This window comes from Yoonia sp. BS5-3 (assembly GCF_038069655.2).
Lineage (GTDB): Bacteria > Pseudomonadota > Alphaproteobacteria > Rhodobacterales > Rhodobacteraceae > Yoonia > Yoonia phaeophyticola.
Window position 1 is genome coordinate 431,369 of sequence record NZ_CP150951.2, and the last position, 13,999, is coordinate 445,367.

Here is a 13,999-nt window from a genome sequence, read left to right on the forward strand (position 1 = left end):
GCAGATTGGGACCTTGACTAATGGGCGGGCACGGACGAGTCCAGCCTGACCGACAAATTTTGTCAGGTTTTACGCACGCGCCGACAAAGACGTGTTCCACCTGGCACGATACCTTCAAAACGAAGACGCTATTTGGCGACTTCGTCTTCAGGGGTCAGCACCAGGGCCTCTTCCACGTCTGTTGTGACGGTCAGGGCCGTTTCGGGCTGCTGGCCGACAATAAGCGGCAGCATTTCGGTGCCGGCTGGCATAGCGACGTCACTTGCGGGCGGGGTTTTCCATGACAACGTATCAAAAGACCCGCAATTGCTACAGGTCGCGGCCCAGGCCGTGTGAATATGCTGGCAATTATTGCAGATCCACTGGGGACCGCGCGGCGCTGTCAGGGCGCGGGTCAGCCAGCCCCGCACAACGGAATCCTCTGCCCCTTCCCCACGTTCAATTGCAGCCATCAGCGTCAGATTACGGGCCGTTGGGGCGGTTTCAACTTGATCACCAAGGGCGCGCTTGGCCTCTGGAAAATCCTCGGCTGCGATATGCAATTCGGCCAAGAGCATCTGGGTTTCGGGATGATCCGCGGTGGTCTTGGTCAATGTCCGGAACCGTTTCAGCCGTTCTTGCGGAGTTTCATCCGGCGCAATATCGGCAAAAGCAGCGGCCAGGTCAGGATGCGGCTGTGCGCCCCATGTTTTGGCAAGAACCCGGGTCGCATAGCGTGGATTCCCGTCCGCAATATAGCCGCGTGCGGCCATCACGGCGGCAGGGATCAGATCCGGTGATAATCTGTTGGCTTCGATTGCGGTTTCCCGGGCCTCAATCGTTTTGCCACTGTCCAAAATATCCCGCGCCTCGGACAGGGCAAGCACGGCATCCCGGCGTTTATGCACATCGCGCGGCAGACCGCCCGATTTCAATTTGGCCGCCAGCGTATCGCGCGCGCCAGCCCAATCCGATTTCTCGGCCTGCAATTTCAGCAGTACGTCCTGGGTTTCTTCATGCGCAGGCTTGAGCGCAAAAGCCTTTTGGGCCAGTGCAAGCGCCGTTGTCGTATCCCCTTCGGAGAGTTTTTGCTTCATGATCCCGCGCACGCCAACAAAGCGGGTTTTGTCATCCGAGAGCAGCTTTTTATAAGTGTCTTCAGCCTTGCGCCGGTCGCCTGTCATCTCGGCCGCCTGGGCGGTCAGCAAATTGGTCAGTTGAGGCTGTTTGAGATATTTATCCGCCCGCGCAGCTTTGGTCATCGCCAGATGTCCTTCGCCAGATGCAAGGGCCATCATACCTTCGGACAAGGCTTCATACCCTTTGCGTTCGCGGTTGCGGTCCAGATAGCGCGAAATGGCTGTTTCATCACCGTTGAGGAATTTAAAAAACGCGACACCAAATGCCAGTAATTTCAGTCCCAGCCAAACCGCAACGCAGAGCGCGACAAAGCCAAAAGCCATTTCCAGCGGGCTAAGTGTGAATTCACTGCCCATCACATTGACGGTTGCACCGCCTTCAACCTGCATCAGCAGCGTGCCACCATAGGTCAGCACGGTGACGGCTGCGACGAAAGCCAGGATTTTAATCAAAGACCAGAGCATATGTTTCGCCTTCAGTTATCACTTAAAGAGGTGGACAATATATCAACAGCGGCAATGGCATCGGCACGAAGCTCTGCCTGGGCAAGCCATTCGGACAGTTCGGCGCGCGCCACTTCCGGCAAGGCCCCGATTTCGGCCAGCCCGTCAGAAAGCCGCCCTTCGCGCACCGCAAATTCCGCCCGTGACAGGATGGCATCAACGCTGGTGCCCTCTTGCGGCGTGACCGAACGGACATCAAATTGATTTCTCAAAAATCCGCCAAAACCGCCCGTATCCTCACCCGATACGCCTTCGCGTCGCGCCGTCGCCAATGCAGCGCGCGCTGCATCGGGAAATCCATCTTGCAAGCTGGCCAAAGTCGGCACGCCATCTTGTGCAGCCAGCAGCGCATCTGGTGCGGGCGCGCCCAGCGCATCTTCAAGATCGGCCAAAGCGGCCCCCAATGGCGCCCCGTTTTCCATACCCGTGCGCAGACGCGCCAAGGCGGCACGGCCCGCCGCTGCCCGCGCAGCAGCTTCGGCATTTTCCTCGATTGCCGCGGCCTCGGCACGGGCGGCGGCCAGTTCGGTCTGGGCAACACCGGTCATATCGGTGATTTGTGCGCGCAGCGCATCAAGCTCAGCCTCATAGGCAGCAATTGCCGGAACCGATCCGACGCCTTCCCCGCGCGGCAGGTTTTCCAGAGCCGTCAGACGCGCATCAAGATCACCCATTTGAGCGGTCAGATCTGTCAACGCGGCGGCCTGTTCCGTTTGTGCCGTCTGCAAACCGCTTAACCCGTCGACCTGCGCCTCAAGCGCGGCAATACTGCGAGCCTGACTTGCGAGTTCAAGTTCAAGCGTATCATCACCTGCGGGACGCGTCAGATTAGCCACGGCAAACCCAATGCCACCGGCCAAAACACCGCCAAACAAAAGCGGCAAAAAGATCGATTGCCGTTTTGCAGGCGCGGCTGGTGGCGGTGTTGCAACGGGTGCCACAGCAGGTTCTACCGGTTGCGCCGCAGCGGGTTTGGCTGGCTCAGCGGCGGGTTTTTCAGTTTTTGGGGTGTCGTCAGCCGGTTTTGTCAGATGCTCGGCCGGAATTGCATCAAGCATTAGCTTTTCTGGCTTCGCCGATTCGCCTGTCGCTTTGCCGCTTTGCGTGGTTTTTTCTGGTTTTGCTGGGGGTTTGCGCCCCTTGGCTGGCTGTTTTGCCACTGTTTCACCCTTTTAACGCCCGCACCGGCAAATTGCTGGTGTCAGGTTATGCTATCGCGGCGGCGGGGAACCCTCAAGCGACCCGCCCCCTAAACGCGACGTTCTGTCAGCCCCTGCAGCACCTGCAGGCTTGCCGCAATCATTGCCGCCTCATCCGGTCGCGCCGCCAAATGCAGACGTGATGCTGAAAACCCGACCGCATCAATGACCGCTTCGCTCATCGCGATAACATGTGTTTGCGCAGCGAAAGGCCCTTGATCAGACAATATGGTGGCGGATCGCGGAGAAAACAGGGGGAAAAGCACAGGTTCTTTGCCCTTCACGGCATTTTTAGCCTCATTGCTCAATATAAGGGCGGTCTGGTCATAGGCGGGAATATCAATGCAACGCAGACCCGCATCTGTCAGGCGGGCGCAAATATCGCCCCGCGCGTGTTCCCCCCGGATATGGGCACATATGCCATTTGGCGCAGCCGCAAGGATCATCGTCACCAAGCCATCCGCATCACCCGGCCCGGTGATGGGCAAGAAACCGGCCGCGCGCGCGGCAGCAGCCGTTTTTTGCCCTACGCACCACGCAGTCAACCCCGCCAGCAAACCAAGGCGCTGTGCGGCGGCCACCCCATGCACCGAAGTAAAGATCAGATCGGTCACGCCCGTCAGATCAGCCCTGACCAAACGGGGCTCAATCGCAATCAAAGGCGATTGGATGATACGCAGAGGGGCGCTCCATCGGGATGCAACGGCCCTTGCAAAAGCCCCTGCCTGTAGCGCGGGCCGTGTCACGATTAAAACCGGGTTCATCAACGCCCCATTGTTTGCACCTGCCCGCAATGTTACCTGCGATGGACGAACACGCAACCGGACGGCACATGACAAAAGCCCTGACAGTTCTTGGGATCGAAAGCAGTTGTGATGACACGGCAGCCGCCGTTCTGCGCGGCAGCGATATTCTGGCCTCTGTGGTTTATGGACAAACCGCGCTTCACGCTGATTTTGGGGGTGTCGTCCCCGAGATCGCAGCCAGGGCCCATGCCGAAAAGCTTGATCATTGCATCGAAGAGGCGATGGGCAAGGCGGGCGTTACGCTGCAGGATATCGATGGGATCGCCGTGACAGCCGGGCCCGGTCTGATTGGCGGGGTCCTGTCGGGGGTGATGTGCGCCAAAGGTCTGGCGGCAGCAACCGGTCTGCCATTGATTGGCGTCAACCATCTGGCCGGACATGCGTTGACACCCCGGCTGACCGATCAGGTTACCTATCCCTATCTGATGCTGCTTGTTTCGGGCGGGCATTGCCAATTCTTGATCGTCTCGGATTACGACAGCTACCAGCGGATTGGCGGTACGATTGATGACGCGCCGGGCGAAGCTTTTGACAAAACGGCCCGTATTCTGGGTCTACCCCAACCGGGCGGGCCATCGGTTGAAAATGCCGCCAAGCGGGGTGATCCCAAACGGTTTAACCTACCTCGTCCGCTCTTGAACCAGCCGGGATGCGATATGTCCTTCTCGGGGTTGAAGACGGCGATCTTGCGGGCAAGGGATGCGATTATCGCCGAGAAAGAGGGGCTGACGGTGCAGGACCAGGCCGATCTATGCGCCGGTTTCCAGGCCGCAGCTTGCGATGTTCTGACGGAAAAAACCAGGCGGGCGCTGGATATCTATCTGGGGCTTAATCCGGCTGTGCCAACTTTCGCAATTGCTGGCGGCGTTGCCGCAAATACCGCCATTCGCGCAGCGCTGATGCAGCTTTGTTCTGAGACAGACACCCGTTGGGTGGCGCCGCCATTGGCGCTGTGCACCGACAATGCCGCGATGATTGCCTATGCCGGGCTTGAACGCCTGCAGCACGGAGAAACCGACGATCTGACCCTATCCGCGCGACCACGCTGGCCGCTCGATCAAAGATCGACACCGATGTTAGGGTCCGGCAAAAAGGGGGCGAAGGCATGAAAATCGGGATTGCGGGTGGCGGTGCGTTTGGCACAGCCTTGGGTGTTGCACTTGCGCTGGACGGCAATGATATTCAGCTTTGGGCACGCAGCGCTGATGCGGTCAAAGCAATGGAAAGCACTGGCGAAAACAGCCGACTTCCGGGCGTAAAGCTGCCCCCAAACCTGCAGGTTTCATCGGACACCGGACCGCTTTTTGCCTGCCAGATTATTCTGCTGGCCGTTCCGGCTCAGACCTTGCGGGACTTCCTGCAAACCCATACGGCCGCGTTGGGTGGCAAATATCTTGTGGCCTGCTGCAAAGGCATTGACCTAGAGCGGATGACCGGCCCGGCCAGCACGATCCGTGATCTGGTGCCCAGCGCGATCCCCGCGATGCTCACCGGCCCTAGCTTTGCCGCAAACATTGCACGCGGGCTGCCCACCGCACTGACCATTGCATGCCCTGATGAGGCCGCAGGCGAGATCCTGCAAACGGCGCTCTCAACCACAGCGATGCGGCTGTACCGAACAACAGATACGATCGGGGCTGAGCTGGGCGGTGCGTTGAAAAACGTGATGGCCATTGCCTCGGGTGTGACGATCGGGGCGCAGTTTGGCGAAAGCGCGCGGGCGGCGCTGATCACCCGGGGATTTCCAGAGATGCAGCGCCTTGCGGCCACATTCGGGGCGCAGCCGGAAACGCTTGCCGGGCTGTCGGGTTTTGGCGATCTGGTACTGACCTGCACGTCCGAACAATCGCGCAATTACCGCTATGGGCTGGCCCTGGGCCGGGCAGAGCCGTTCGACAGCGGCACAACCGTTGAAGGGGCGGCAACCGCGCGGGCAGTGCGCCAATTGGCCCAAAAGCTTGACCTTGATATGCCGATCTGCAGGGTTGTTGCAGATCTTACAGACGGCCAAACCGACGTGCCAACCGCGCTGAACGCGCTTTTGTCACGCCCATTGAAGGAAGAATAAATGCGTGTTGCCCTGATGACCAAAGACAAACCCGGCGCCCTGCAAACACGCCTGGACAACCGCGATGCCCATCTGGCCTACATCGCCGACACAGGCGTGGTCGAAATGGCGGGGCCCTTTCTGGATGCGGACGGGCAGATGTGCGGCTCGCTGATCGTGCTGGAAGTCGAAGGCATGGCCGCCGCCCAGGCCTGGGCCGATAACGATCCATACGCCAAGGCGGGGCTGTTCAGTGAGGTCACATTACGTGCTTGGAAAAAGGTGGTTGGCTGATGGCCTATTGGCTTTTCAAATCCGAACCCGATGTTTGGGGCTGGGACAAACAGGTCGCCAAAGGCGCAGCCGGCGAAGAATGGGACGGCGTGCGCAACTATCAGGCGCGCAATAACATGCGCGCGATGAAGTTGGGCGATCAGGGCTTTTTTTATCATTCTCGTCAAGGGCTTGAGATCGTGGGCATTGTCGAAATCTGCGCCGAGGCGCATCCCGATAGCACCACAGATGACCCCCGCTGGGACTGCGTTGATATCAAAGCCCTGCGTCCGATGATCAAACCGGTCAGCCTGGCGCAAATCAAAGCCGAACCGCGCTTGGCCGAGATGTCATTGGTCAAAAGCATGCGGCTTTCCGTCCAACCTGTCACGGACGAAGAATGGACCATCGTCTGCGCGATGGGCGACACGGCCCCCTAAAAAGACAGGCGTCTGGCCCGTAACCGTGTTACACGACGCGACACACCGGTGCGCTCTTGATGTCGCAGCCTGAGCTGTGCCAGTCATGCCATGCTAATTTGGGTACTCAGTTCATCAACCGTGATTGGGACGCAGCATGAACCTTCAGAACATGCAACCACTATGAACTTCTTTTGGCTATTGAAACCCGAGAAGATCAGGTGGACGCGTCGCGGTTCCCCGCCTTCGTGTTCGCGGTATGAACGACGGAGTGGTCGGCCAATAGTAAGCGTTACATCTGCCCTCCAATCAGCCTCTGACACGACAAAGCCCGTGTCATTACATACTGCTGCAAAACAGTACTAGGCGGTAGTCAGGGGCGAATTCCCGCAATACTTCTGAGTCCACGGCTTCACCATTGAAGCCCACGCTGGCGGCCGGTGGGTCTGACCACCCAGCTTCAAACGGTTCGTGAAAGGTAAGCTCGACAGAGGCGAACCGGTTGTCGGTGTTAAAGCGACAACACCATTGCCATTTACTGGTTATGAATCCCGACCCTCAGCACTCAAGCAGTTTGCGGCACCGGCTGCATAACTGTGTCCGCAAAATACTTCACCTTAAGCCCGATCAAATTTGCGATGAATTCCTGGGCGGTCGCACTGGCGACCGCCCTTTTTAGTTCAGACTTCGTGTTTATTGAAGCGGAATAGTTAGTCCGGCAAAGATTGACGTGGACGAGACATCGGCAAACTCATCGCCTTCATCAAATGCCAAAATATTGCCGTGCTCTACGACATTGCGCGTGTCGATAATGCCAGACAACAGCTTGTAGCTGAGGCCAAATTCCATAGTGGCTCCGTCGCCGGCCCATGCGGCATTCATCATGACCGATGGTGTCAATTCGAATGTCGTTACATCAATAGTGTCTTCGTATGACGCGTCCTGTTCATCATTGAACGAACCGCTAGATGTCTCGAGATCGTTAATATCCATTGTGCGGTCACCACGATACTGTGCGACAAAGCCTTCGATCTGAACAGTCATTCCGTTTTGCAGCGGGATCTGATGGCGCGCCCCAATTTTCAAACCAAGGCCTGAAAATTCGGTGTCGCGTGAGACAAAGTTTTCAAACCCCCCTGGATATAGATATTCTGCATCAACTTCGTTTTTAAGAGCAAGGTATGAAAGTCCTGCGAGCAGTTCTGTCTGGCCAGAACCAAGTGCATACCGACCAAGAGCAGAAACATCAGCATATGCCGTCATGTTTTCCGTATCCGCGCGGTCTTGGCAATCGTCGAGAAGTCCAAGGTAGGTCGTAATATAGCAGGAGTTATCCAATGGATCGCCGCTATCGTCATTACCGGAAAGAACACCGAACTGAAGGCTTAGATCCAGCCCAAAGTTGTTATAGACATCGTCCATACGGTAGGTCGCTGACGCCATTCCGCCCAGGCCGTAATCGGTGCTGATCGGGGTAGTTCCGTCAGCTTCGTCGAGTGCATACACATACTCTTGCTCGAAACCTGATGCGATTCCGCCGCGCAGCGTCAGCTCATCCGCACTTGCAAATTGCGGCAGTACAATTGTAGCGGCCAGTGACAAGGTTACTAGTCTGTAAGACATAATCGTTATCCTAGGAAAATTGATGTAATAAAGGGGAGACGCCACAATATCGAATTGACGTCAATGGCGATTAACTCGCACGGCCCTAAATAATTCATAGCCAGTCAACATTGTTGCACTAAAGACCCAATCTACATTTCTGGCGGTTCTGTCGCAAATTTTCAAGTGACCGGAAAAACTAGAGTTTTGTTCTTCCGCTCCCCGATTTAGCTGACTGAATTGGCCAGAAGGGGGCTCAATTTGTCGAATTCTGAGCTTTAGTTGGCAACTTTGGCGGAAGGTACAGGCTAGGCTAAGGACAAAATGCAGATTGATGCTGCTTTGGGATGAGCAGTTGTTGTAAATCTGATTAAATTTTGCTCATTATGTTCTTTGGCTTCTGAGCCTGAAAGATCCTTTCGTAAATTTTATTTTGATTTTGATGAAAAATATGAGGGTGTGCGTCCATTGATCTCATGCAAGGAGCGAATTTCCTCCTACATCCGCGTTGTACTTTGCTTTCACTATTATCAAGCACAGCGCCTAAAAATGTCGGGGAACCGCACCAAATGTTTCCAAATCATTGATCAACTTTCCTGCCAATAACAGGCTGGTGGCACTGGTCACGCAAAACTCAGGTAGGATGAGCCATTCAAGCGCCCATGCTTGCCCGGAGCGAAACCCTTCGTGGCGTGCCGACCTCGTCAGCCCTGACTGCAAGCTGCTGGCCAAATCAGCTAGAGAGATCAGCGCCTCAGCCTTGATCGGGTTGTTCTTATGCGTCATCGCGGATGAGCCGCCGCCGACTAACGTGATCTGTTCAGGACCCAATGCGGCCATCAGTGCGATGTCTTTCCCGATCTTACCCATGGCGATAGTGATGCGCGACAGGATGCCCCCAACGCTGAGCACAATGGTGCGATCCGTGTGCCAGGCTTGACCCGGATCGTGCATGTTCAGATTGTGTGCAAAGCACACCCCCAGCTTATCGGCGTTTGTATGATCGCGTACCCCAATCGGTCCGCCCCATTGGATTTGGCGCAGGTCCGTTTGGCAGTGCGCAAGATCGCTTAGCAGCCGGGGCAAGGGTTGCCGCCACCGCCCGATCAGCTCTTGCGCGGTGGTTTCAAGGGCAGGCTGCATGCGCGTATAGGCCATCAGCCGCGCCGCGCCAAAGCGGTCTTGCAGCGCGGCCAATTGTTGATCCAGCGCCTTAAGCCGCCCGATCAACAGTTCTGCCACCTGTCCCAGAACCATCATCAGGCTGGTATCCATCACATCCTGCGATGTCAGCCCGCGATGGATGAGGGCGTCATTGCCAAGTTGCCCCTTCAAAGCCTTTACAAGCGCGGGGATGGGCAGCCCGTCGCGTTCTGTTCCGCCCCGCAAAACCTGCGTTTCGATCACGGCCTCTTCAATGCCTTTGGCCACAGCTTCGGCATCTTCGACCCCTTCGACTGTGCCCAGCGCGCGGGTCCATGCGGCCTCAATCTGAAGAAAGCGCTTCAGTTCTGCATCTGCCGAAAAAAGCGTTGTGCATTCGGCATCCCCGAAAAGGCCGCCCATCCACGGATGTTCGCTGAGGCTGATCATGCGGCGCGCAAACCCAATATGTCCCGCGCCTGGGCTGGTGCTGCAACGGGCCGTTCGTATTTTGCGCAAAGCTCTGCTGCTCGTTTGATCAAAGCGGCGTTTGAGGGGGCCAAGGTCGCTTTATCAAGGCGGACATTGTCTTCGAGACCCGCCCTTGTATGCCCACCTGCCGCAATGGCCCATTCGTTCACAACCAACTGACCGGCCCCGATCCCGGCTGCGCACCATTCTGCCTTGGGCGCGCGGCGTCGCATGGTTTCCACGTAGAAATCAAAGACCTCTTTATCGACGGGCATCGCATTCCTTACGCCCATGACGAATTGCACATAAAGCTTGCCGTAAAGGACGCCGCGTTTGCTGAGGTCAATCGCTTGCAGGATATGGCTCAGATCAAAGGCTTCGACCTCTGGCGTGATCTCATACTTCTGCATCTTGGCGGCGAGCCAGTCGATCAGATCGGGCGCGTTTTCATAGACGCGCGTGGGGAAATTCGTGGAGCCAACCGAGATTGACGCCATATCAGGGGCCAAAGGCAACATTCCGCCCCGCTCGCGCCCGGCGCCAGAGCGTCCGCCGGTTGAAAACTGGATGATGACGCCGGGGCAATGTTTCAATAACCCCTCTTGCAGCGCTGCGAATTTTTCGGGGTCGCTTGTTGGGGTCTCATCATCATTGCGCACATGGGCGTGGATGATCGACGCACCTGCCTCGACCGCCGCATGGCTGCTTTCAATCTGCTCTGAGATCGAGATCGGCACCGCCGGATTATCGGCTTTGCGTGGCAGTGATCCGGTGATTGCACAACAAAGAATGCAGGGTTTCCCAGCGATATCAGACATCAAAGAACACCGTTTCCTGAGGGCCTTGAAGGTGAATGGTATGGGCGTAGCCCGATGGTGCTTTTTCCGCAATCAGCGTTCCGGCGCGTGTTCCGGCCAAAGCCAGCACCGGGTCTGACCCATTGTTTTCATCTGGAAAGTAGATCCGCGTTGTCAGCCCCAAATTGATCCCGCGCGCCACGATCCAGACAAGGATATGCGGTGCCTGGTTCGCCGATGCCGGGGGTTTGATGGTTTCAAAGCGGGCCAACCCTGTTGAAAGATCGGTCGCCTGACGCCCCCAGTTGGAAAACCGCTCATCCGCCGCATAGCCGCCATCCGCATTGGCTTGCCAGATTTCAATCAGCGCGTCTTTCACCAGATCGTCCGCCCCGTCGCGCACAGTAAGCATCAAATCGATCTTCTCTGCGGTGTCACTGCGAACCATGTCGCGCCCCAGTTGCGGACCCATGCCGCGTCTTTCAAGACCGGCGGTTTGAGGGGCGCAACCGATATGCACATAGGGTCCTGCCGTCTGGGATGGGCTTTCCTTGAGGCGCATCAGGTGCCCTCCATCTGGTTTTCGAATATGGTGGCGTTCCGTCCGCGCAAGACAATATCAAAGCGGTAGGCACGAATATCCATTGGTATCGTCCGTTCCATATCCAGCCGGGCGACAAGCCGATCAATGGCATGATCATCCGGGATCGCCTGTACAATGGGGCATAGCGGGATATGGGGATCGCCTTCGAAATACATCTGCGTGATCAGGCGCTGGGCAAACCCATCCCCAAAAACAGAGAAATGGATATGTGCGGGCCGCCAATTGTTTCCCCCATTGGGCCATGGGTAAGGCCCGGGCAGGATTGTGCGGAAACTGTAGCTGCCATCGTCCCCCGAAAGACAGCGCCCGCAGCCGCCAAAGTTGTCATCAAGCGGGGCGAGGTAGCCGTCATTCACATGCCGGTAGCGACCGCCAGCGTTGGCCTGCCACACCTCAATCAGCTTGCCGGGGACAGGCCGGCCGTCTTCATCCAGCAGCTTGCCATGCACAATGATGCGCGGCCCTTGCGCCATCTGCCCGCTGGCGGCGTAATTCAGGATCAGGTCGTCGTCCAACGGGCTGAGATCCGCCTGCCCAAAGGTTGGCCCCGTCAGTTCGGTTTTGGTCTGCGGCATATGCAACAGCTGTTGCTGCGGCGCGCGCAGATGCGTTGACCGGTAATCGGGATAGAGGGCGGGAGGGTGCCAGCTCAGGTCCCGGGGTTTGAAAGCCTGTTCAGTCATCAGCGGCCATTTCTTTTAGCGTTTGCTTTGCCAGTTTCAGCGCGTGATTGGCTCGCGGCACGCCCGCATAGATCGCAACATGCTGAAAGCACTGCGCGATATCGCGTTCGCTGGCACCGGTACGCCGGGTGGCGCGGATATGCATCGGGATTTCTTCGAAATTGCCGGTGGCCGCCAGAAGCGCGAGCGTCAGCATGGACCTCTCGCGCGCTGAAATATCGGGATTGGCCCAGACCGTGCCCCATGCGCCTGATGTGATCAGCGACTGAAACGCGGCATCGAGCGATGTGGTTTGCGCGACGGCGCGGTTCACATGCTCGGCCCCCAAGACTGATTTGCGAATGGTCATCCCGGCATCCGCTTGGTCATCCGCTGCCGGGTCGCTTTGCACGATCAAACGCGCCAGTGTTTCTGGCGCCTCTAGGCAGGGTAAGTGGCCAATGCCCTCGATGATCTCCAGCGTCGCATTCGGGATTGTTTGCGCCAAAGCCTGCACGGCGTCTGGCGGAACGGATTGATCGTGACTGCCGCCAATGCAAAGCGTGGGTACGGTGATAGAGACCGCGAAATCGGTCAAATCGGCATCCCGGATCGCGCGGCAGGCGGCTGTATATGATGTGTCCGGGGTGCGCCCGACCATCATTTGATGCAGCGCCAAGTGATCCTTCTGTGCAGTATAAGCGGGACCGAACCACGCGCCGACGATGTCAGCGGCGATGCCGGCGACCCCGTTTGAATCTACTGCGGATATGCGGGTTGCCCAGCGCTCTGCCGTGCCGATCTTTGGTGCGGTGTTGCATAAGACCGCGGCCCGGATCACATCGCTGCGTTTGGCGGTCAGCACCTGCCCGATCATGCCGCCGATCGAGACACCGCAAAACAGGATATCCTTTAAACCCAGCGCATCAATCAACTGACTGACATCGTCAGCCAACCCTTCGATTGTTTCTGCCAACCCGTCGCTTTGGCCATGCCCGCGCAGATCATAGGTCAGCACCCCATAGCCGCGGGGCAAGGCGGCGATGACCTTGTCCCAAATGCTTTGATCGCTACCCAGAGAATTGGCAAATACAACCGTCCGACCAAGCCCCGGGCGATGACAGTAGGCGATATGCGCCTCGTTGATTTTCAGGACATCCATCAGGCTACTCCAGCGGCAGGCCAACATAGTTTTCAGCAATCACCTGTGATGCTACTTCGGACGAGGCGATGTAATCAAACTCAGCCCGCTGCATCCGCCGCTCAAACGGGGAATGGTCCGGGAACTGGTGCATCAGCATCGACAGTTGCCAAGAGAAGCGCTCAACTTTCCAGACCCGTTTCAGCGCGACCTCTGAATAGGTTTCAAGATAGGCGCCATTGCCTCGGGTGAAGTGTTCAATCAAGGCCCGTGACAAGAGCCGTACATCAGCCACCGCCAAATTCAGCCCCTTTGCGCCGGTTGGCGGGACGATATGTGCCGCATCCCCGGCCAGGAACAAGTTTCCATACTGCATCGGTTCGGCCACGAACGACCGCAACGGCGCAATGGATTTTTCAAATGAGGCCCCGATCTGCAGCTTTGCGGCCGTGTCTTCACCAAGCCGGGTGGCAAATTCATCCCAAAACCGATCATCGGACCAATCGGCCACGTCATCACTAGCGTTGCATTGGATGTAGTACCGGCTGCGCGTTTCTGATCGCATCGAGGCAAGGGCAAAGCCGCGCTGATGGTTGGCATAGATCAATTCATGGCTGACAGGGGGTTTTTCGACCAAGATGCCCAGCCAGCCAAAGGGATAGACCCGCTCAAATGTCTTCAGCACATCCGCCGGGATCGCCTTGCGGGACACCCCGTGATACCCATCGCAGCCCGCCACAAAGTCGCAAGTGATCTCATGGGCCTGCCCGTCGTGTTGAAAACGCACTTTGGGGGCGCCAGAGGTCAACGCGTCCAAGGTCACATCTTCGACGTTGAAAAAGAACTGCTGGCCGTCTGCGGTGCGCGCGTCAAACAGGTCTTTTGTGACCTCGGTCTGCCCATAGACCATCACCGATTTCCCGGTCAGCCCTTTAAGATCGATCCGGTGCCGGTCGCCGTCAAAAGCCAGATCAAACCCGTCATGCAGCAGCCCTTCGGTATGCAGGCGGTCTGACACCCCGGCCTCGTCCAGCCCGGCGACGGCCCCCTGTTCAAGCACCCCGGCCCGAATGCGTCCCTCGATATAGGCGCGATCCTTGCGATCGATGACAATGGTATCAATTCCGGCCTTTGCGAGGAATTGCGCAAGCAAAAGCCCGCTGGGGCCAGAGCCAATGATGCAGACTTGCGTCTTATGTGATCGGGTCAAAAG

Annotated in this window: 14 protein-coding genes and 1 pseudogene; 4 read left to right on the forward strand and 11 right to left on the reverse strand. The window is 57.4% G+C overall.

All coding sequences use genetic code 11. The features are described from left to right. Positions 1–128: 128 nt before the first annotated feature. The 3 genes from AABB29_RS02230 to AABB29_RS02240 form a co-directional block, all read right to left on the reverse strand. A complete protein-coding gene (locus AABB29_RS02230; RefSeq protein WP_341368495.1) occupies positions 129–1,583 on the reverse strand; it encodes a heme biosynthesis HemY N-terminal domain-containing protein in 1,455 nt (484 codons plus the stop codon). Positions 1,584–1,594: 11 nt separating this feature from the next. Next, on the reverse strand, positions 1,595–2,782 hold the full coding sequence (locus AABB29_RS02235; RefSeq protein ID WP_341368494.1) for a hypothetical protein: 1,188 nt from the start codon (positions 2,780–2,782) through the stop codon (positions 1,595–1,597). A gap of 89 nt (positions 2,783–2,871) precedes the next feature. Then, positions 2,872–3,585: a uroporphyrinogen-III synthase gene (locus AABB29_RS02240; protein WP_341368493.1), complete on the reverse strand. Its 714-nt coding sequence runs from the start codon at positions 3,583–3,585 to the stop codon at positions 2,872–2,874. 68 nt (positions 3,586–3,653) lie between these two features. Here AABB29_RS02240 and tsaD point away from each other — a divergent pair, with 68 nt between their 5' ends. The 4 genes from tsaD to AABB29_RS02260 are packed head-to-tail and all read left to right on the forward strand — an operon-like array spanning position 3,654 to position 6,387. Beyond that, positions 3,654–4,736 carry a tRNA (adenosine(37)-N6)-threonylcarbamoyltransferase complex transferase subunit TsaD gene (gene tsaD, locus AABB29_RS02245; RefSeq protein WP_341368492.1) on the forward strand — a complete coding sequence of 361 codons (1,083 nt, stop codon included), beginning with the start codon at positions 3,654–3,656 and terminating at the stop codon, positions 4,734–4,736. Beyond that, a complete protein-coding gene (locus tag AABB29_RS02250; RefSeq protein WP_341368491.1) occupies positions 4,733–5,695 on the forward strand; it encodes an NAD(P)H-dependent glycerol-3-phosphate dehydrogenase in 963 nt (320 codons plus the stop codon). Before tsaD ends, AABB29_RS02250 begins: the two co-directional genes overlap by 4 nt. Next, positions 5,696–5,968: a YciI family protein gene (locus AABB29_RS02255; protein ID WP_341368490.1), complete on the forward strand. Its 273-nt coding sequence runs from the start codon at positions 5,696–5,698 to the stop codon at positions 5,966–5,968. Beyond that, complete coding sequence (locus tag AABB29_RS02260; protein WP_341368489.1) at positions 5,968–6,387, forward strand: EVE domain-containing protein; 420 nt, start codon at positions 5,968–5,970, stop codon at positions 6,385–6,387. Before AABB29_RS02255 ends, AABB29_RS02260 begins: the two co-directional genes overlap by 1 nt. 672 nt (positions 6,388–7,059) lie before the next feature. Here the strand turns inward: AABB29_RS02260 and AABB29_RS02265 are convergent. From AABB29_RS02265 to pobA, 8 genes and pseudogenes are all read right to left on the reverse strand, one after another. After that, positions 7,060–7,989 carry a hypothetical protein gene (locus AABB29_RS02265; protein WP_373636754.1) on the reverse strand — a complete coding sequence of 310 codons (930 nt, stop codon included), beginning with the start codon at positions 7,987–7,989 and terminating at the stop codon, positions 7,060–7,062. Between the two features lie 522 nt (positions 7,990–8,511). Continuing rightward, positions 8,512–9,561, reverse strand: a complete 1,050-nt coding sequence (locus tag AABB29_RS02270; RefSeq protein ID WP_373636755.1) for a lyase family protein — start codon at positions 9,559–9,561, stop codon at positions 8,512–8,514. Continuing rightward, the gene (locus AABB29_RS02275) at positions 9,558–10,400 is read right to left on the reverse strand and encodes a 3-keto-5-aminohexanoate cleavage protein (RefSeq protein ID WP_341368485.1); all 843 of its coding nucleotides are present in this window, start codon (positions 10,398–10,400) and stop codon (positions 9,558–9,560) included. The genes AABB29_RS02270 and AABB29_RS02275 overlap by 4 nt, the downstream gene beginning before the upstream one ends. Beyond that, positions 10,393–10,941: a protocatechuate 3,4-dioxygenase subunit alpha gene (gene pcaG, locus AABB29_RS02280; protein ID WP_341368484.1), complete on the reverse strand. Its 549-nt coding sequence runs from the start codon at positions 10,939–10,941 to the stop codon at positions 10,393–10,395. Before pcaG ends, AABB29_RS02275 begins: the two co-directional genes overlap by 8 nt. Beyond that, positions 10,941–11,666: a protocatechuate 3,4-dioxygenase subunit beta gene (pcaH, locus tag AABB29_RS02285; protein WP_341368483.1), complete on the reverse strand. Its 726-nt coding sequence runs from the start codon at positions 11,664–11,666 to the stop codon at positions 10,941–10,943. The genes pcaG and pcaH overlap by 1 nt, the downstream gene beginning before the upstream one ends. Beyond that, entirely contained in the window at positions 11,659–12,057 is a 399-nt protein-coding gene (gene pcaC, locus AABB29_RS02290) for a 4-carboxymuconolactone decarboxylase (RefSeq protein WP_341369014.1), read from the reverse strand. The genes pcaH and pcaC overlap by 8 nt, the downstream gene beginning before the upstream one ends. A 9-nt stretch (positions 12,058–12,066) precedes the next feature. Further along, positions 12,067–12,834, reverse strand: a pseudogene (gene pcaD / locus AABB29_RS02295) (3-oxoadipate enol-lactonase); the annotation flags it as partial. Then, positions 12,812–13,996, reverse strand: coding sequence for a 4-hydroxybenzoate 3-monooxygenase (gene pobA, locus AABB29_RS02300; RefSeq protein WP_341368482.1), 1,185 nt, complete (start codon positions 13,994–13,996; stop codon positions 12,812–12,814). The gene pobA and the pseudogene pcaD, both read right to left, overlap by 23 nt. Positions 13,997–13,999 lie beyond the last annotated feature (3 nt).